17 protein-coding genes are annotated in these 17,062 nt (G+C 61.1%); 10 read left to right on the top strand and 7 right to left on the bottom strand.

Annotated features, from left to right (window positions below; genetic code table 11):
* Positions 1–73 precede the first annotated feature (73 nt).
* The gene (locus tag FHS89_RS09170; RefSeq protein WP_184010884.1) at positions 74–895 is read left to right on the top strand and encodes an arginyltransferase; all 822 of its coding nucleotides are present in this window, start codon (positions 74–76) and stop codon (positions 893–895) included.
* Positions 896–975: 80 nt separating this feature from the next.
* On the opposite strand, the gene FHS89_RS09175 is transcribed toward FHS89_RS09170, so the two are convergent.
* From FHS89_RS09175 to FHS89_RS09190, 4 genes are all read right to left on the bottom strand, one after another.
* Positions 976–3,336: a TRAP transporter large permease gene (locus FHS89_RS09175; RefSeq protein WP_184010886.1), complete on the bottom strand. Its 2,361-nt coding sequence runs from the start codon at positions 3,334–3,336 to the stop codon at positions 976–978.
* A 21-nt stretch (positions 3,337–3,357) separates the two neighbouring features.
* Positions 3,358–4,251, bottom strand: a complete 894-nt coding sequence (locus tag FHS89_RS09180; protein ID WP_184010888.1) for a TRAP transporter small permease subunit — start codon at positions 4,249–4,251, stop codon at positions 3,358–3,360.
* 144 nt (positions 4,252–4,395) lie between these two features.
* Positions 4,396–5,484, bottom strand: coding sequence for a TRAP transporter substrate-binding protein (locus FHS89_RS09185; RefSeq protein ID WP_184010890.1), 1,089 nt, complete (start codon positions 5,482–5,484; stop codon positions 4,396–4,398).
* Between the two features lie 190 nt (positions 5,485–5,674).
* Positions 5,675–6,328, bottom strand: coding sequence for a glutathione S-transferase family protein (locus FHS89_RS09190; protein ID WP_221229357.1), 654 nt, complete (start codon positions 6,326–6,328; stop codon positions 5,675–5,677).
* 153 nt (positions 6,329–6,481) lie between these two features.
* On the opposite strand from FHS89_RS09190, the gene FHS89_RS09195 reads away from it, so the two are divergent.
* The 6 genes from FHS89_RS09195 to FHS89_RS09220 all read left to right on the top strand — a co-directional run bounded on the left by FHS89_RS09195 (position 6,482) and on the right by FHS89_RS09220 (position 12,950).
* Positions 6,482–7,909, top strand: coding sequence for a cache domain-containing protein (locus FHS89_RS09195; RefSeq protein WP_184010892.1), 1,428 nt, complete (start codon positions 6,482–6,484; stop codon positions 7,907–7,909).
* Entirely contained in the window at positions 7,906–8,547 is a 642-nt protein-coding gene (locus FHS89_RS09200) for a response regulator transcription factor (RefSeq protein ID WP_184010894.1), read from the top strand. Before FHS89_RS09195 ends, FHS89_RS09200 begins: the two co-directional genes overlap by 4 nt.
* 27 nt (positions 8,548–8,574) lie before the next feature.
* Positions 8,575–9,483 carry a sodium:calcium antiporter gene (locus tag FHS89_RS09205; protein ID WP_184010895.1) on the top strand — a complete coding sequence of 303 codons (909 nt, stop codon included), beginning with the start codon at positions 8,575–8,577 and terminating at the stop codon, positions 9,481–9,483.
* A 273-nt stretch (positions 9,484–9,756) separates the two neighbouring features.
* On the top strand, positions 9,757–11,514 hold the full coding sequence (locus tag FHS89_RS09210) for an acetolactate synthase 3 large subunit (protein ID WP_184011294.1): 1,758 nt from the start codon (positions 9,757–9,759) through the stop codon (positions 11,512–11,514).
* A 21-nt stretch (positions 11,515–11,535) separates the two neighbouring features.
* Complete coding sequence (locus FHS89_RS09215) at positions 11,536–12,252, top strand: 3-keto-5-aminohexanoate cleavage protein (RefSeq protein ID WP_184010896.1); 717 nt, start codon at positions 11,536–11,538, stop codon at positions 12,250–12,252.
* A complete protein-coding gene (locus FHS89_RS09220) occupies positions 12,249–12,950 on the top strand; it encodes a sulfotransferase domain-containing protein (protein ID WP_184010897.1) in 702 nt (233 codons plus the stop codon). The genes FHS89_RS09215 and FHS89_RS09220 overlap by 4 nt, the downstream gene beginning before the upstream one ends.
* On the opposite strand, the gene FHS89_RS09225 is transcribed toward FHS89_RS09220, so the two are convergent.
* Positions 12,926–13,624 (bottom strand): hypothetical protein, encoded by a 699-nt coding sequence (locus FHS89_RS09225; RefSeq protein ID WP_184010898.1) that lies wholly within the window; start codon positions 13,622–13,624, stop codon positions 12,926–12,928. The genes FHS89_RS09220 and FHS89_RS09225 overlap by 25 nt on opposite strands.
* A gap of 43 nt (positions 13,625–13,667) precedes the next feature.
* Here FHS89_RS09225 and ilvN point away from each other — a divergent pair, with 43 nt between their 5' ends.
* Positions 13,668–14,228, top strand: a complete 561-nt coding sequence (gene ilvN / locus FHS89_RS09230; RefSeq protein WP_184010899.1) for an acetolactate synthase small subunit — start codon at positions 13,668–13,670, stop codon at positions 14,226–14,228.
* A 4-nt stretch (positions 14,229–14,232) separates the two neighbouring features.
* A complete protein-coding gene (locus FHS89_RS16355) occupies positions 14,233–15,006 on the top strand; it encodes a pentapeptide repeat-containing protein (RefSeq protein WP_184010901.1) in 774 nt (257 codons plus the stop codon).
* A 6-nt stretch (positions 15,007–15,012) separates the two neighbouring features.
* Here FHS89_RS16355 and FHS89_RS09240 read toward each other — a convergent pair whose 3' ends face one another.
* The gene (locus tag FHS89_RS09240) at positions 15,013–15,453 is read right to left on the bottom strand and encodes an Lrp/AsnC family transcriptional regulator (RefSeq protein ID WP_184010903.1); all 441 of its coding nucleotides are present in this window, start codon (positions 15,451–15,453) and stop codon (positions 15,013–15,015) included.
* Entirely contained in the window at positions 15,450–15,905 is a 456-nt protein-coding gene (locus FHS89_RS09245; RefSeq protein WP_184010905.1) for an Lrp/AsnC family transcriptional regulator, read from the bottom strand. The genes FHS89_RS09240 and FHS89_RS09245 overlap by 4 nt, the downstream gene beginning before the upstream one ends.
* Positions 15,906–16,036: 131 nt before the next feature.
* Between FHS89_RS09245 and ilvC the strand changes: the two genes are divergently transcribed.
* Positions 16,037–17,059, top strand: coding sequence for a ketol-acid reductoisomerase (gene ilvC / locus FHS89_RS09250; RefSeq protein WP_184010907.1), 1,023 nt, complete (start codon positions 16,037–16,039; stop codon positions 17,057–17,059).
* Positions 17,060–17,062 lie beyond the last annotated feature (3 nt).

Consider the following 17,062-nt stretch of genomic DNA (forward strand, 5'->3'; position numbering starts at 1 on the left):
ACATTGGCGCATTGACAGCCACCAGCGCTTGCGCTCAGGATAAGGGCACGCTCCCCAAGGCAAGGTTTGCGCTATGCGCCATTTGCAAACACATATGCCGCAATTCTATGTGACGGCCCCGCAGCCCTGCCCGTATCTTGAGGGGCGGGTGGAGCGTAAGCTGTTCACCTCGCTGGCCAACCGGTCGGCGCAGGCGCTCAATGATACGCTGTCACAGCAGGGATTTCGCCGCTCGCAGAATGTGCTCTATCGCCCGTCCTGTGCCGATTGCTCTGCTTGCCTGTCCGCGCGCATTCGGGTGGCCGATTTCAAACCGAGCCGCAATCAGCGCCGGGTCGTGAAGCGCAACGAGATGCTTGAGCGCAACGTGATGAACGCATGGGCGACGGAGGAGCAATATGACCTGTTCCGCCGCTACCTCGATGCGCGCCACGCCGATGGTGGCATGGCGGATATGGACATGTTTGAATACGCCGCCATGGTGGAGGAAAGCCCGGTCGTGAGCCGGGTGATCGAATACAATGACCCCACGGAACCGGGCCACCCGCTCAAGGCCGTTTGCCTCACGGATGTGCTGCAGGACGGGGTGTCGATGGTCTACAGCTTTTTCGAGCCGAGCCTCGCGCCGCGCAGTGTCGGCACGCATCTGATCGTTGATCATGTCGCTTTGGCCGCAGAGATGGGCCTACCATACGTCTATTTGGGCTATTGGGTGCCCGGCAGCCCCAAGATGCAATATAAATCGCGGTTCCGCCCGTTGGAGATTTTCTATCAGGGCGAATGGACCGATCTGAGCCAGATCGCGCGGGTCGATACAGAAAAGCATCCGCTGACCGCTGATCCGATTCAGGATCAGGTGGCAGCGATCCAATTGCCGCGCGTCACCGATATCTGACGGCCTCACGCCACACGAAACGAAGAAGGCCCGCACCCTTTTCAGGATGCGGGCCTTTGTCGCTGCTCAGTCTGTCCCGATTATTTCAGCAGATCAGGCACAATCGTCACGATATCCGGGAAGGCCCACAGCAGGCCAAGGCCAAGCACCTGGATCAACACGAACGGGATCACACCACGATAGATATGGCCCGTGGTGACCTCCGGCGGGGCGACCCCACGCAGGTAGAACAACGCAAACCCGAAAGGCGGTGTCAGGAACGAGGTCTGCAAGTTGACCGCGATCATTATCGTGACCCATTTCGGATCGAGCGTCCCGCCATAGATCACCGGCCCCACAATCGGCACCACGATGTAGATGATCTCAAGAAAATCGAGCACGAAGCCGAGGATGAACAGAACCAGCATCACCACAAGGAACACCAGCCATTCCTCATCAAAGGATTTGAGGAATTCCTGAATGTAATGCTCCCCGCCATAGGAGATGACGACGAGGTTCAACAATTGCGACCCGATCAGGATCGCGAACACCATCGACGTCACCTTGGCGGTTTCGCGCACCACCGGGGTCAGCACCCGCTTGCGGAACAGGATCCAGCAGGAATAGAGGATGCCACCGATCGCGATGTGATAGCAGATCATCGCGACGATGAAGGCGATCCAGTTTTCGAAGCTGACTTCCTCAATGTTCACGCGCAGATCGAAATTCACGCCCGCAAGCAGCATGATGACAATGGCGAAGGCGGTGATGATCACCGGCTTACCGCGCCCCGGACCATCCTCCGCCATGCGGCGATAGCCCGCCAACAGGATCGCACCGGCAGCCCCAAGCGCCGCGGCGGGCGTCGGGTTCGTGATCCCGCCAAGGATCGAGCCAAGCACGGCCACGATCAGGACCAGGGGTGGGAAGACCACGCGCAACAGCTCATTCTCGCCCAGCCATTTGACAGCCGCTTTCGCGCCATACCCCATCATGACAAGCGGCACGACGAGGATCAGCAGCGCCGTACCGGGTGAGGTCAGCGGCCCGATAAAGGCCGCATCAAACACCATGCCGAGCAGAATACCCCCCGCCCCGATCAGAAGCGGCGTACGGTCCTGCTGCGGTGCCACGCCGAAGGAGGTAGCGAACATCAGGCCCGCAATCACCCACAGCGCCATCAGGGAGGAGGAAAGCGGTGCCGCATTGGCAACTGCCGCCGCACGGTTGGCCGCGATTTCCTCGTCAGTAAGGTCACGCTGCAATTCCGTGCCGCCTGCCGCGTCAATCGCGGCCTGCTGGGCAACGGCGAGATCCCACATCTCCTGCCCGTGGCGATTGATCATCGCCTCCTGACAGGTGGGCGGCACATTCGTGCGCAAGACCGCCTGATCGCCCTGCTCGGACACCGACGACACGCGCACATCCTGCGAACCGGACAGGCCAACCATGTTGGAGCCGATGGCAAAAAGCACGATGGACACCGGCACGGCGAGATACCAGATCAGGCCATGGTTCGGGCCGCGCGCGGCGGAATAAGTGGATCCGCCGCCAAGGTCGACAGGCGGGGCCTTCTCCGGGTTTAGGATCGCGAAACCAAACGCATAGGCACCATAAAGGACCGCAAGGAAAATACCCGGCAGGATCGCCGCCTGAAACAGCGTGCCGACAGACAGAACCGCCGCTTCGCCCAGATAGGTCAGCGCGTCCGGGCATTGCAGGTTTTGCGCCCGTGCTTCCTGCGCGGTGGAATAGATGTCACCCGCGAGTGTTCCCAACAGAACGATCACGATGGAGGGTGGAATGATCTGCCCAAGCGTCCCTGACGCGGCAATCACACCCGTGGACAATTCCGGCGAATAGCCATTGCGCAGCATTGTCGGCAGCGCAAGCAAGCCCATGGTCACCACGGTCGCGCCCACAATCCCGGTGGAGGCCGCAAGGAACGCACCCACCACAACGATGGACACCGCCAGACCACCCGGCAACGGGCCAAACACCCGCGCCATCGTCGTCAGCAGATCCTGCGCGATGCGGGAGCGCTCAAGCGTGATGCCCATCAGGACGAACATGGCAACGGCCAGCAACGTCTCAATCGACGGGCCGGCAAAGACCCGCTCGTTCATCCGGTTGACGAAAAAGCCCAGGTTCCGCGTCACCGCATCCTGCCAGCCATTCGCGAACAGCGCGCTCTCATAGACCGGCAATTCGGGGTATCTGAAATGACTGATCGCATCCCGCCTGACCCCCTCATCCAACAGGGCGAGGTATTCCGCGGACCGCGTGTCGATCTTTTCCGTAATCAGGATGCCCGACGCGTCGAGCGAGGCGATGATGACAAAGGCGACAAGCCCCGCCCCGCCGATGGCAAACGCCACCGGATAGCCGGACATGATCGCCCCGAACAGACAGGCGAAGGTGATGATGAGGCCAATTTCAATGCCGTCGAGACCAAAAAGCATGGGGTTTTCCTGCCCTTATTCTTAGTGAATGTCCGCGACTTTGGCCGCGATTTCGTCTTCAAGCTCATCAAGGTCGAGATGCTTGCCCGCACTTTCCGGCCCTTCGATGAACTCCAGCAGCGAGCGCCAGAAGAAGCACCACGCCTGAATGAACATCAGCCCGGCAAAGGCCACGATCAGCATCTTGAACAGGAAATAGGCGTCAAAACCGTTCGGGCTGAACCCGATGGTTTCCACATTCCATTTCAAGAGCCGCGCCTTGCGCTCCAGCGATTCAAGGCTATCGGTCGTGTTGATCTTTGGCGTCACCAGATGGCGCCACATGAAGAACCAGCCAAAGAACCACACAAGGGTCATGGTCGGCATCAACAACAGCGCGGAGCCAAGCATATCCACCATCTTCTTGGCGCGATGGCGCATCCCGGCATAAAACAGGTCAACCCGCACATGGCCGCCCTGCACGAAGGTATAGGCGCAACACAGCGCCACGATCATGGCGTTATAGAGCTTCAATTCTTCGGCATACCAGCTCAGATCACGGGTAAAGACAGAGCCAAACGGCCCGACCGAAATCTCAGACACGCGGAACACGCGCTGCAAGAACACGATCATCACCTGTTGCAGCACCATCAAAAGGCCCGCCCAAGCGAAGAAACGACCCAGCGCGTTCTGCATGAACTCCACCCCGACCACCATTTTCCACAGGAAGCCGCGGAAATAGACGCCGACAAGGGTGATGATGGTCAGAACGCTGAACACGGCGAAGAAGAACTCCGTCGAGCCACCGTAATAGATGAACCGCATCTTCGCGGTGCTGTCTGACCAGTCGAGCCATGCCGATGGATTGGCCAATGCTTTGAAGATGCCGGAAAATCCGGCCCAAAACTCGCTGAAAAACAGAAGGATAAGGTCCATCACATACGCCTGTTAGATTGGGTGGGTGTGCATTATGTATCCGCACCAAATCCGTGTCCGCGTTGACACAGATCAGGGCCGGATACGGGAATGTCCCGCCCCGGATATACCGGAGCGGGACATGTCTGGTTGGGACCCCGTCTTTTAGCCGCCCATCACGCGATCGCGCTGCGCGGTGTAGACACCGGAGGATTTCGCGATCCAGCCGGAAGACTTGCGCATGCTGTCCATCGCGGAATTGGCGATATCTGCAAACAGCTCGTCGCCCATGTTCTCGTCGATGATTTCCTGGCTGGCTGCACCGAATGCATCCCAAACGCTGTCCGGGAACTCCAGAACACGCACACCAGCGGACTGCAGACGCTCAAGAGCCGCACCGTTTTCCGCCATGAACTGAGCGAGGTTGATGGAGTGTGCCGCTGCGGACACGTTCTCGATCACTGCCTGATGGCTCGGCGACAGGGAGTTCCAAACGTCGAGGTTGGTGCCGAGAGACAGCGCCGCGCCCGGCTCGTGGAAGCCTGCGGTGTAGTAAATCTTGGTGATTTCCTGGAAGCCTGCCTTCTCGTCCGCCCACGGGCCGATCCACTCGGTGCCGTCAATGGCACCAGAGGCCAGTGCCTGATACACTTCCGCGCCGGGAAGGTTCTGCACGGATGCGCCAAGGCGACCCAGCGCCTGACCGCCAAGGCCCGGCATACGGAACTTGAGGCCGTTGAAATCCTCAGGACCAGTGATTTCCTGACGATACCAGCCACCCGCCTGCGCGCCGGTGTTGCCCGCGAGGAACGGCTTGATGTTGAAAATCTCGCCAAGCTCGTGGTGCTTCTGCTTGCCGTCCATCCAGTAGTACCAGTTCTGGATTTCCTGAGCGGTCATGCCGAAGGGCACAGCGGTGAAGAACGCCCATGCCGGGTGCTGGTTGACCCAGTAGTAGTCCGCACCGTGATACATGTCCGCCTGACCGGAGGCCACAGCGTCAAAGCTCTCGAACGCGCCAACAAGCTCGCCCGCGGCCTTCAGATCAACGGTCAGCTGACCATCGGTCGCTGCGGTGATCATGTCTGCGCAATACTGCGCGCTGTCGTGCACACCCGCGAGGCCACGGCCCCAGGTGGTGACGAGCGTCAGCGTGCGGCGGCCCTGCGCGTAGGCAGGTGCTGCAAGGGTTGCACCGGCAGCGGTTGCTGCGCCACCAAGTGCGGAATTCTTAAGAAATGAACGACGGTCCATGTCATCCTCCCATTGTGCCGGTGTCTCAGGGCTCGTCCTGCAAGAGACTCACCACCCGGCGTTACAAAGCATCGTGACGTTAGCCGTGCGAATGTGTCCTGCAAATACCCAATGCCCCGTAGTGCTGAACGCTTTCTTGCAAAAACAGGGCACTAGGATGGATTGGTCGCAAACAGAAACGAATGGACCGTCAGGCCAGTGCTGCCCTGACCTCTGCTTCGACCGCCAGCGCCCGGCGCACAGTCGCCCGCTGCGCCATTTGGTTGCGATGGGCCGTGATGCGCGGGAATTGCGCGGGATCGACGCCATCGCCTTCCATCCAATTGGCAAGCGTAAACAGATAGGGATCACAGATCGAATACCGCTCCCCCAGCACAAATGGCCCGCGCAGGGCGTGCTCCTCGATATAGGTGAAGGCATGGGCGACGGATTGCGGCACCTTGCGCCGCAATGCCTCCAGATGCGCCTCCCCGTCCACCCAGCGGCTGCCGCGCATCCGGTGCGCATGGGCAACATGAACGGTGGAGCACAGATAGGCGTTAAACGACTGTGCCTGCGCAAATTCCATCGGGTCAGACGGGGCCAATGCTGCCTCCGGCGCAATTTGCGCGAGATAGGCGAGGATCGCGGGCGTCTCTGTCAGGATATCAGGCCCGAAGCGCAGGGCGGGCACCCGCGCCTTGGGATTAACGGCAAGATATGCCTCATCCTTCTGCGCGCCCTTGGCGAAGGAAATCGGGGTGAGCGTGATATCCAGCCCCGCGTCATAACACACGATCAGTGAGGCCAGCGCACAGGTATCCGGCGTGAAGAAAAGGTCCATCCCATCGCCTGCGTGGTCCATCTGACGCGCCCTCTCGTGATTTTGCCCCTCACGCTACCCGGCGCCCCGTGGGCCCGCAATCTGCCGTTTGGTTTTTGCCCTTTTCATTAAGCGCCACACAGGCTCAAATAGGGCAGCGCCGGGACAGAAGGGCGCAATTTGGGGAGGAAACAGATGCACGGCCGAACCGGGCTGCGTGGCTGGCGACCGAATTACGGGCAGAAGATCTTTCTTCTGGCGACCCTTCCCCTAATGCTGGCCGTTGCCGCGATCACGGTGCTTGTGGGCTATCAGTACCGGCAATTGTCCGAGCGGGAGATCGCGTTTCTTGAAGAAACGCTGCTGGAGGCCAAACAATCCGAGCTTGGCAATTACATGAGCCTCGCGCGGAACGCGATCTACCATATCTACGGCCCCGCAGGCCCTGACGATCAGGAGGCCAAGACGCGCGCGGCACAGATCCTTGCCGCGATGACCTATGGCAAGGAGGGCTTCTTCTTCGTCTATGATTATGACGGGACGAACCTTGTCTCCTCCCGCCAGACCTATCTGATCGAGCGCAACTGGTTTGACCTGACGGACAGTCAGGGCACGCCCGTGGTGCAACCCCTGATCGCGCTGGCGCGCTCGGGCGGCGGGTATCATCGCTATGTCTGGCCCAAACCCAGCACTGGCGAAGAGGCAGAGATGTATTCCTACGTCATCGGCTTGCAGGATTGGCAATGGGCGATGGGGACCGGCATTTTCATTGACGACGTGATCGCGGAGGTCGATGCCGCGCGCGCAGAGATGGAAGCGCGCATCCGCTCCACCTTCATCTGGATCGCGTCGATCACCGTGGCTGTGCTGATCGGGGTGTTCGGGTCGGGCCTTCTTATCAACCTGCGCGAAAGACGGCTTGCCGATCAGAAGCTCGCTGTGCTGACCCAACGGATCGTGGACACCCAAGAAGAAGAGCGCGCCCGCGTCGCGCGCGAACTGCATGACGGGATCAGCCAACTTCTTGTCGGGGTGCGCTATGGGCTGGAGCTTGCGCAACGCAAGATCAGCCAAGGGGCCGAAGATACCGGCACGATCATCAAGAAATCGACCGATGGGATCACCACGGCGATCCATGAGGTCCGCCGGATCAGCCGTGACCTGCGCCCCGGCGCGCTCGATGATCTGGGCCTGTCACCCGCGCTCAAGACGCTGGCGGAGGAGTTCTCGGCCCGCACCGGGATCAAGACGACGCTCACCACCGTGGCCCTGCGCAACAGCCTGTCGGGAGAGGGCAAAACCGCGCTCTACCGCGTGGCGCAAGAGGCGCTCACCAACATCGAGCGCCATTCGGAGGCCCGCATCGCCCGCATCACCGTGCGCCCCCACCGCAAGGGCGTCACACTGACCATTCAGGACAACGGCCATGGCTTCAAACCGGGGCGCAACAGCGGGCCGGGCATCGGCCTGCGCAACATGCAGGAACGGATTGAACATCTGGGCGGGACATTTACGATCCAGTCGAGCCGTAAGGGAACCATCATCGAAGCCGATCTGCCCGAGCGTCACATCGTGACGGGCGAAGATCACTCCGACCAACCATCAGAGAGCCTATCCGCATGACCCCGATCCGTGTCATCCTCGCTGACGATCATCCGCTGGTGACCGAAGGCGTGCGCGCCTATCTTGAAACCTTCGATCAGATCGACGTTGTGGCCACCGTGACCAACGGGCCGGATGCGCTTGCCGCGATTGAACGCCTGAAACCGGATGTCACGCTGATGGACCTCAACATGCCCGGCATGAACGGCCTCACCGCCACCGAGCGCGCGCTGGAAACAAGCCCACAGGCCCGCATCGTCATCCTGTCGATGCATGACAACCCCGAATACATCACCACCGCGCTGCGTCACGGCGCGCGGGGATATCTGCTCAAGGACATTCCCACCGATGAGATCGTGGAGGCCATTGAAAAGGTCCACGCGGGGGAGGTCTACCTCTGCACTGGCACGGAAAAGATGATCACCGGCTCCAGCGATGATGGCGAGGACGGGCGGGAGCCGCTGACATCGCGCGAGCAGATGGTGCTGCTGCGCCTCGCCAAGGGCGACAGCAACAAACAGGTCGCGGGGGAGCTCAACATCTCCGTCCGCACGGTCGAGACGCACCGTAAAAACATCAAGCGTAAGCTCGGTATTGCAACCACGGCGGGCCTCACCAGATATGTGCTCGAAAGCGGCCTTTTGGGGCTGGAGCGGTAGCAGATACCGGGTTTTGGATTTTCGGGAATGACCTTTGTTCTGATTGCGGTGGGCCTTGCGGCGCTGATCGCGGGCGGTGCTTTGTTAGTGTCTAGTGCCGTGTCGCTGGCCGCGCGGTGGGGGCTGCCTCCGGCGGTGATCGGGGCGACGGTCGTGGGCATTGGCACTTCCCTGCCCGAATTGCTGGTATCGGTGCAGGCGGCCCTTGCCGGATCACCCGATATCGCCCTTGGCAATGTCGTCGGCTCAAACACCGCGAACATCCTCCTGATCCTTGGCGTATCGCTGGTCATCGGTGGCGCATTCCGGGTGCAAGCGGATGCGCGCGCTGATCTGATGTGGATGGGCGCGGCGGCGTTGGCGTTGCTGCCGGTGTTCTGGCTTGGCACCGTGGACCGGATCGCAGGGATGATCGGGTTGGCTGCGGCGGCGGGTTTTGTCCTGATGGCAATACGCCGCGCACCGGATCAGGTGCCTGCGGTTCCCACGCAGGGACCATGGCGCATCGCGGGCGGGCTCTTGGCCGGGATCGTGGCATTGGTGCTTGGCGCGGATTGGCTGATCACCGGGGCCACTGTGCTGGCCCGTGAGGTTGGCCTGTCAGAAGCCGTGATCGGCCTGACGGTGATCGCCATTGGCACCTCCCTGCCCGAGCTTGCCACCAGCATCACTGCCGCGATCAAACGGCAGGCGGGAATCGCCTTTGGCAATGTGATCGGCTCCAACATTTTCAACGTGTTCGGTATCCTTGGTGCCACGGCGCTGATCTCTCCGATCCCGGTCGCGCCGCGCTTTTTGACCGTTGATCTGCCAGTGATGCTGGCGGCCACGGCCCTGATTGCCGTGCCGGCCCTGCTGGGCTGGCGGATCGGGCGCCTGTTTGGCCTGGGGCTGCTGGTGAGTTATGCCGCTTATATCGGGGTGGGGCTGGCGTGAGCTGCCCCACGACCAACGAAATTAAATTTCAAAATGCCCTCAATCCGCGTTCTTTCCTACAAATGCCCTTGACCCCCGGGAATCAGCCGTTAAAACAGCCTCACGACAAAGGACACATGATGACCAACACTGTAGTACTTATTGGACGAGCGCGCTGACCCCGGAGGATACCCCTCACGGACTGATGCGCGCATGACCCCCACCTCGGGGGTTTTTTTGTGTCTGAAACGGATTGACGAAATGGGGCAGGCCCCCACCACACGGGAGACGACGATGGGCAAGAAGATGACCGGTGCTCAGATGGTTGTAAAAGCGCTGATGGATCAGGGCGTCGATACGGTATTCGGCTATCCCGGTGGGGCGGTGCTCCCGATCTATGACGAGATTTTCAAGGAGCAGGGGATCAAGCATATCCTTGTGCGCCATGAACAGGGGGCGACCCACGCCGCCGAAGGCTACGCCCGCTCCACCGGAAAGCCCGGTGTTGTTCTGGTGACCTCTGGCCCTGGTGCCACCAATGCCGTCACCGGCATGACCGACGCGCTGATGGACAGCATCCCGATGATCGTTCTGACCGGGCAGGTTCCCACGTTCATGATCGGCAATGACGCCTTTCAGGAGGCCGACACCGTTGGCATCACCCGACCCTGCACCAAGCATAACTGGCTGGTGAAGGAGACCGACAAACTGTCGGAGACGATCCATCAGGCGTTCCACGTCGCCACACATGGCCGCCCCGGCCCGGTTCTGGTCGATATTCCCAAAGACGTGCAATTCGCCGAAGGCACCTACACGCCACCCGCGAAAGCCAAGACCGATCATTACCGCCCGCGCGTGAAGGGCGATATCGAGGCGATCAAGGAGCTTGTCGCGCTGATGGAGAAGGCCAAGAAGCCGCTCTTCTACACCGGCGGCGGCGTCATCAATTCCGGCCCTGCCGCGACGCAATTGCTGCGCGAATTGGTGGATGCGACGGGCATTCCGATCACTTCCACCCTGATGGGGCTGGGCTGCTATCCGGCATCGGGCAAGAACTGGATCGGGATGCTCGGGATGCATGGCCTTTATGAGGCGAATATGGCGATGCATGATTGCGATCTGATGATCAATATCGGTGCGCGCTTCGACGACCGTATCACTGGCCGCGTCGATGCGTTCTCTCCCCATTCCAAGAAGGCCCATATCGACATCGACCCGTCGTCGATCAATAAGAATATCCATGTGGATATCCCGATCATCGGGGACGTGGCGCATGTGCTTGAGGACCTGCTCGCGGTCTGGAAATCCAACGGGCGCAAGGTCAACAAAGATGGTATCGAAAAGTGGTGGGCCAAGATCGACGAGTGGAAAGCGATCAAATGCCTCAGCTACAAAAACTCCGAGACGGTCATTAAACCGCAATACGCGCTTGAGCGCTTGGAGGCGCTGACCAAACACCGCAAGGACCGCTACATCGCGACTGAAGTGGGCCAGCACCAGATGTGGGCCGCGCAATATCTGGGCTTTGACGAGCCGAACCGGTGGATGACCTCCGGCGGGCTGGGCACCATGGGCTACGGCCTGCCTGCGACTGTGGGCATTCAGGTTGCCCATCCCGATGCGCTGGTCATCAACGTGGCGGGCGAAGCGTCCTGGTTGATGAACATGCAGGAGATGGGCACCGCGATCCAATACCGCCTGCCGATCAAGCAGTTCATCCTCAACAATGAACGCCTCGGTATGGTGCGCCAATGGCAGGAATTGCTGCATGGTGAGCGGTATTCCCATAGCTGGTCCGAAGCCCTGCCCGATTTTGTGAAACTGGCAGAGGCATTCGGCGGCAAAGGCATTCGGTGCACGGACCCGGCGGATCTGGATGATGCGATCATGGAGATGCTGGACTATGACGGTCCGGTGATTTTCGATTGCCTCGTTGAGAAGCACGAAAACTGCTTCCCGATGATCCCCTCGGGCAAGGCGCATAACGAAATGCTGCTTGGCGACGCGTCCACCGAGGGCGCGATCGAGGCTGGCGGCGCCGTGCTCGTCTGATACCGGAAGCGGGGTCGCATCATGGTACAGGCTTGCCTTAATGGTGCGCGCAGCAGGGCCGAACATCTGGCCCTGCCCCTCAGCCCGGCGGAACTCGTGCGCGATGCAATCGCCGCGCGCGAGGCCGGGGCCACAAGCCTGCATATCCACCCGCGTGACGCGAACGGTTTAGAAAGCCTGTTGCCAGACGTGATCGGCGCAGCCCTTGAGGCCGTGCGCGATGCCTGCCCGGACCTACCCATCGGGGTGAGCACGGGCGCATGGATTGCCCCCACTGGCGACAGGCGCCTTGACGCCATCGCGGGATGGCAGGCGCTGCCCGATTTCGCCTCCGTCAATCTCGGCGAGGCTGACGCGCCCACCGTGATGGATGCGCTTCTCGACAAAGGCATTGGAATCGAGGCAGGCATCTGGACCCATGCAGACGCGCAGCGCTTTTGCACTCTGCGATCGGCGGACGCGGCGTTGCGCATTCTTGTTGAGATACCGGATTGCCCCGGCCCGGTCGCAAAAGCTGATGCGGCCCGGATCATCGCCTATCTCGAAGACCACGGTCCAAACGTGCCCATTCTGCTTCATGGCGCAGGGCACAGCGCGTGGCCGATGGTGATGGAGGCAGTTACGCGCGGCCTTGCGACCCGCGTGGGGCTAGAGGATATGCTCACCCTGCCGGGGGGTGACATGGCGCAGGACAACGCAGCGCTGATCCGCTGCGCTCTTGATCTGGGTGCGTCGTGACACCCCGCCTCTATATCTCCTACGGGATGACCAAAACGGGATCGACGCTCGCTTATCATATCGCGCGCACCGTGTTGGAGGAGGCGGGGTTCGCGCAGCCGCAATTGTCAGAGCGGGCGCTGGGGGCGGTGCGGCGGATCAACTATGTGGATGACCTGACCGAGGGTCTGGTGGCAGCCATTCTGAATGAGGCCCCCGGCCCCATCGTGATCAAGACACACCAGCGCCCCACTCCCACCGTCGCGGATATGTTGGCCGAAGGGACCGCCATGGGCCATGCCTGCCTGCGCGATCCGCGCGATATGGCCCTGTCGATGCTCGATCACGGGGCGCGGGCGCGCGCCAAAGGGCACCTGCCCTTTGCCGAATTTGCCCAAATTGATGACACGCTGCCGAGCCTTAGGGATCAGGCCGAAACCTTGCGCCAATGGCGCGCCCTGCCCGGCATCCTGACGCTCAGCTATGACCAGATCGCGTTTGGTGAGGACGCAGCCCCGATCCTGATCGCCGCGCAGATGGGCCTGCCCGTCGCACCCGGCGCGGCCCGCCGCGCGAAAGACGGGCACTTCACCCAGTTCAACAAGGGCATCCCGGATCGCCACCGCAGCGAGATGGCCGCAGCGGATGCAGAGCGGATTGCGACGCTATTCCCCGAATTGGTGGCGCTGGCGGCTCAGCCCAATGTGGCGCGGCAATAGGTTTGGATGAAATGCTCGAATTCCCGACCGTAATGGCGCACCGCTTCTTCCGACATGTCCCGCAGATGCCGCGGCTCCTGCGCGGGCAGCGACGTCTCCCCACCCAAAACGGCCTCCGCCGCGGCGACCGCGTCGCATCTCAGGCCAAGGTCAACCGCGATATGCCGCGCGGCGCGCACGGTGTGCTGGGTCAGATCCGTATGGCTGAGGGTGATCACATGGTCCTGCTCCGCCCAGCTAAGGAATTTGGCCACATGGTTGCGCACGATGGACATCGCACCTTCGATGTCATGCACCGGCTCACCGCCCGGCAGGGACCACGCGCCACCGTGACGGGCCGATTCGAGAATGGCACAGGCAATGTCGCGCGGATCACGCGCCACCGCGACCGCGCCGATTTCATCATCCGCGACCATCTCGGCCACTTTCGGGCGCAATCCGGTATGGGTCTTGACCGCGAGGGTCGCGCGCCGCTCCGATCCGGCGACCGCCAGTGCGGCGCGCATCGTCTCCACCTTGGTGTCGCGCAGGAAATTCTCACGCCGGTCCCCGACCAGCATGCGCGGCAGCAGCGCCTGATCGTGCCCGCTTTGCATCAATATCTCTTGGGTCAGCCGGAACGCGAGCGCGCTTCCGCTCTTGGCCATTCCGTAAACCACATATACAAGCGGCATGCGTATGCCCGCCTTGTTTTGCTGTATTGATAAGGATCCGACCATGAATGCTTTGTCCATCAAGAAGGGCACTTCGCGCAAGTCCGCCTATGACCTGAAAAACCCCCTCGGGGATGAGCAGGAACGTCACACGCTGGCCGTTCTGGTCGATAACGTGGACGGAGTGCTGGCGCGCGTGATCGGCCTGTTCTCGGGCCGGGGATATAATATCGAAAGTCTGACCGTTGCGGAAGTGGATCATACTGGCCACCGGTCCCGCATCACCATCGTGACCACCGGCACCCCGCAAGTGATCTACCAGATCAAGGCGCAGTTGGAGCGGATGGTCGTGGTGCATGAGGTCCATGACCTCACGGTTGAGGGCGCAAGCGTGGAGCGCGAACTCGCCCTCATCAAGGTGGAAGGCACCGGCAACAACCGCGTTGAGGCAATGCGCATGGCCGAAGTGTTCCGCGCCAGTGTCGTGGACACCACGCTCGAAAGCTTCGTCTTTGAATTGACCGGCACCCCCGAAAAGATCGACGCTTTCGTCGACCTGATGGTGCCCCTTGGCCTGCAAGAGGTCGCGCGCACTGGCGTGGCCGCGATGGCGCGGGGCATCTGACGGGATGATGATCACTGGGGCCATGATGGTGACGGGGGTGCTGAGCCTTCTTGCCCTCGTGATCCTTGTGTCCCTGATCTGGCGCCCGAAATGGACCGGGTTTGCCGAAAAGACGCTCTGGGACTGGCTCGGGCTTTTGTCCGTTCCGGTGCTCATTGGGGTGTTGTCCATCGGGTTCAACCAGATGCAGTCCGAACGGGAATTGCAACGCGCGCAGGAAACGGCGGTGCAGTCTTTCATCTCTCAAATCACGGATTTGATGCTGCTTGATGCCCCCGAGGACGTGATCAATCCTATCGGGCGCGCGCACACAACTGCCGTCTTGCGGCTTGTGGATGGCGAACGGGCCGGGAGGATCATCCAGTTTCTTGAAGACCTCGGGGTCGTGACCCGGTTCGGTGTGATCGCAGAAGAACTGGACCTGCGGGGGACCGAATTGAAACATGCCTCCCTCCCCGGTTTTGATTTTGAGGGGAGCGATTTGCGGGATGCCGATCTTGAAGGAAGCGACCTGCGCGGTGCCGATTTCGAGCGGACGCGGCTGAATCGTGCCGATTTCAAGAATGCCGATCTGCGCCATGCCGACCTCACGGGCGCGTCCCTTGAGGGGGCGGACCTTGACCATACGGATTTGCGCGCGGCCATTCTGACCGGGGCCACCGGGCTGACGGCCGCACAATTGCGCATGGCCTGCACCAACGAGGAAACGCTGCTGCCCGCTGGCATCGCGCGGGCGGATGTGACCCCCCGCGGCTGTGACGGCTGGGCCGATGACTGATCGCGGCTAAAGCTCGTCGCTCAGCAACACGTTGCTCTCGATATCGCCCACCCCGGGCAGGGTCATGATCCGGCGGCGCAGGATCCGTTCGAAATCCGCCAGATCGCGCGCCACGACCTTGAGCCGGTAATCATAGACGCCAAGGACGTGTTGCACGAGTTGCACCTCCGGGATGGCCACAACGGCCCGCTCGAAATCGGCCATGGAGGCGCGGCCACGCACCGCGAGTTTCACCCCCAAGAACACCACCACCTCAAACCCAAGCGCGGCGCGGTCCACGATCAGGCTGCGCCCGGTGATAACGCCCTCTTCCTCCAGCCGTTTGATCCGGCGATAGGCGGCAGGCTGGCTGAGGCCGATGGCATCCCCGACCTCCTTCGCATTGAGGCCCCCATCCCGGCGCAACGCTGCGAGGATCGCGCGGTCTGTTGCGTCCAACTCCGTCATATCGGCAGGCTTTCGGTGTTTTTCAGTTCCGACACCAGCATCAGCGCCTCCACATCCAGAATATGCGGCAGGGCCATGATCCGGTCGCGGTATATCTGCTGATAATGGGCAAGGTCGCGGGCCGCCACGTCCATACGGATATCAACCCGGCCCAGCAGGGTCTGGATCGCCTCGACCTCCGGGATTTTGCGCGCCTCGGTGATGAAGGCGTCAAACGCGTTGCGCGCGGTCTTATCAAGTGTGATGCGTAAGAACACCTGCACTTCCTGCCCCATTTTGCGCCGATCCAGCGTGATGCGCCGGCCCCGGATCACGCCTGCCTCCTCCATCTTGCGGATGCGCCGCCAGCAGGGCGCATGGCTGAGGCCCGCGCGCTCTGCTATCGTCGCGACGCTTGCCCCTGGTTCGGCTTGCATCTGGCGCAGGATGCGCCGGTCCGTGTCATCAAGCATGATGTTTTCTCAGTCTGAATATTATTGCATGATTTTTCGCATATCTCTCGAAATTCAGCAAACAAAGAAATCCATAACCCCGCAATCCAGATAGATTGCCCCCATCAACCTCTGACGGAAAGGACGCCCAAATGCGCGTTTATTATGATCGCGATTGCGATGTGAACCTGATCAAAGACCTCAAGGTCGCCATCCTCGGTTACGGCTCTCAGGGCCATGCCCATGCGCTGAACCTGCGCGATTCGGGCGCAAAGAACGTCGTCGTCGCCCTGCGCGAAGGCTCTGCTTCTGCCGCGAAAGCCGAAGGCGAAGGCCTCAAGGTTATGGGCATCGCTGAAGCCGCCGCATGGTGCGACGTGATCATGTTCACCATGCCCGATGAACTTCAGGCGGACACTTATAAGAAATACGTCCATGACAACCTCAAGGACGGCGCGGCGATCGCGTTCGCCCACGGCCTGAACGTGCATTTCGGCCTGATCGAGCCGAAGCCCGGCGTTGACGTGATCATGATGGCGCCGAAAGGCCCCGGCCACACCGTGCGCGGCGAATACACCAAAGGCGGCGGCGTGCCCTGCCTCGTGGCTGTGCATCAGGATGCCTCTGGCAAGGCGCTGGAAATCGGCCTGTCCTATTGCTCCGCGATCGGTGGTGGCCGGTCCGGCATTATCGAGACGAACTTCCGCGAAGAGTGTGAAACCGATCTGTTCGGTGAGCAGGCGGTTCTGTGCGGCGGCCTTGTCGAGTTGATCCGCATGGGCTTTGAGACCCTCGTGGAAGCAGGCTACGCGCCCGAAATGGCGTATTTCGAGTGCCTGCACGAAGTGAAGCTGATCGTTGACCTGATCTATGAGGGCGGCATCGCGAACATGAACTACTCCATCTCCAACACGGCGGAATATGGCGAGTATGTCTCTGGCCCGCGCATCCTGCCTTACGACGAGACAAAAGCCCGGATGAAGGCGGTTCTGCGCGACATCCAGACCGGCGCATTCGTGCGTGACTTCATGCAGGAAAACGCCGCTGGCCAGCCGTTCTTCAAGGGCACGCGCCGCCTGAACGATGAGCACCAGATCGAGCAGGTCGGTGAGCAGCTGCGCGCCATGATGCCGTGGATTTCCGCAGGCAAGATGGTGGATAAAGCCAAGAACTAAGTC

Source organism: Rubricella aquisinus, assembly GCF_014199445.1.
GTDB classification, from domain to species: domain Bacteria; phylum Pseudomonadota; class Alphaproteobacteria; order Rhodobacterales; family Rhodobacteraceae; genus Rubricella; species Rubricella aquisinus.

Coding starts and splice junctions, on each gene's coding strand:
- FHS89_RS09170 (WP_184010884.1), top strand. CDS start 74: ATGCGCCATTTGCAAACACATATGCCGCAATTCTATGTGACGGCCCCG.
- FHS89_RS09175 (WP_184010886.1), bottom strand. CDS start 3,336: ATGCTTTTTGGTCTCGACGGCATTGAAATTGGCCTCATCATCACCTTC.
- FHS89_RS09180 (WP_184010888.1), bottom strand. CDS start 4,251: ATGGACCTTATCCTTCTGTTTTTCAGCGAGTTTTGGGCCGGATTTTCC.
- FHS89_RS09185 (WP_184010890.1), bottom strand. CDS start 5,484: ATGGACCGTCGTTCATTTCTTAAGAATTCCGCACTTGGTGGCGCAGCA.
- FHS89_RS09190 (WP_221229357.1), bottom strand. CDS start 6,328: ATGGACCACGCAGGCGATGGGATGGACCTTTTCTTCACGCCGGATACC.
- FHS89_RS09195 (WP_184010892.1), top strand. CDS start 6,482: ATGCACGGCCGAACCGGGCTGCGTGGCTGGCGACCGAATTACGGGCAG.
- FHS89_RS09200 (WP_184010894.1), top strand. CDS start 7,906: ATGACCCCGATCCGTGTCATCCTCGCTGACGATCATCCGCTGGTGACC.
- FHS89_RS09205 (WP_184010895.1), top strand. CDS start 8,575: ATGACCTTTGTTCTGATTGCGGTGGGCCTTGCGGCGCTGATCGCGGGC.
- FHS89_RS09210 (WP_184011294.1), top strand. CDS start 9,757: ATGGGCAAGAAGATGACCGGTGCTCAGATGGTTGTAAAAGCGCTGATG.
- FHS89_RS09215 (WP_184010896.1), top strand. CDS start 11,536: ATGGTACAGGCTTGCCTTAATGGTGCGCGCAGCAGGGCCGAACATCTG.
- FHS89_RS09225 (WP_184010898.1), bottom strand. CDS start 13,624: ATGCCGCTTGTATATGTGGTTTACGGAATGGCCAAGAGCGGAAGCGCG.
- ilvN (WP_184010899.1), top strand. CDS start 13,668: ATGAATGCTTTGTCCATCAAGAAGGGCACTTCGCGCAAGTCCGCCTAT.
- FHS89_RS16355 (WP_184010901.1), top strand. CDS start 14,233: ATGATGATCACTGGGGCCATGATGGTGACGGGGGTGCTGAGCCTTCTT.
- FHS89_RS09240 (WP_184010903.1), bottom strand. CDS start 15,453: ATGACGGAGTTGGACGCAACAGACCGCGCGATCCTCGCAGCGTTGCGC.
- FHS89_RS09245 (WP_184010905.1), bottom strand. CDS start 15,905: ATGCTTGATGACACGGACCGGCGCATCCTGCGCCAGATGCAAGCCGAA.
- ilvC (WP_184010907.1), top strand. CDS start 16,037: ATGCGCGTTTATTATGATCGCGATTGCGATGTGAACCTGATCAAAGAC.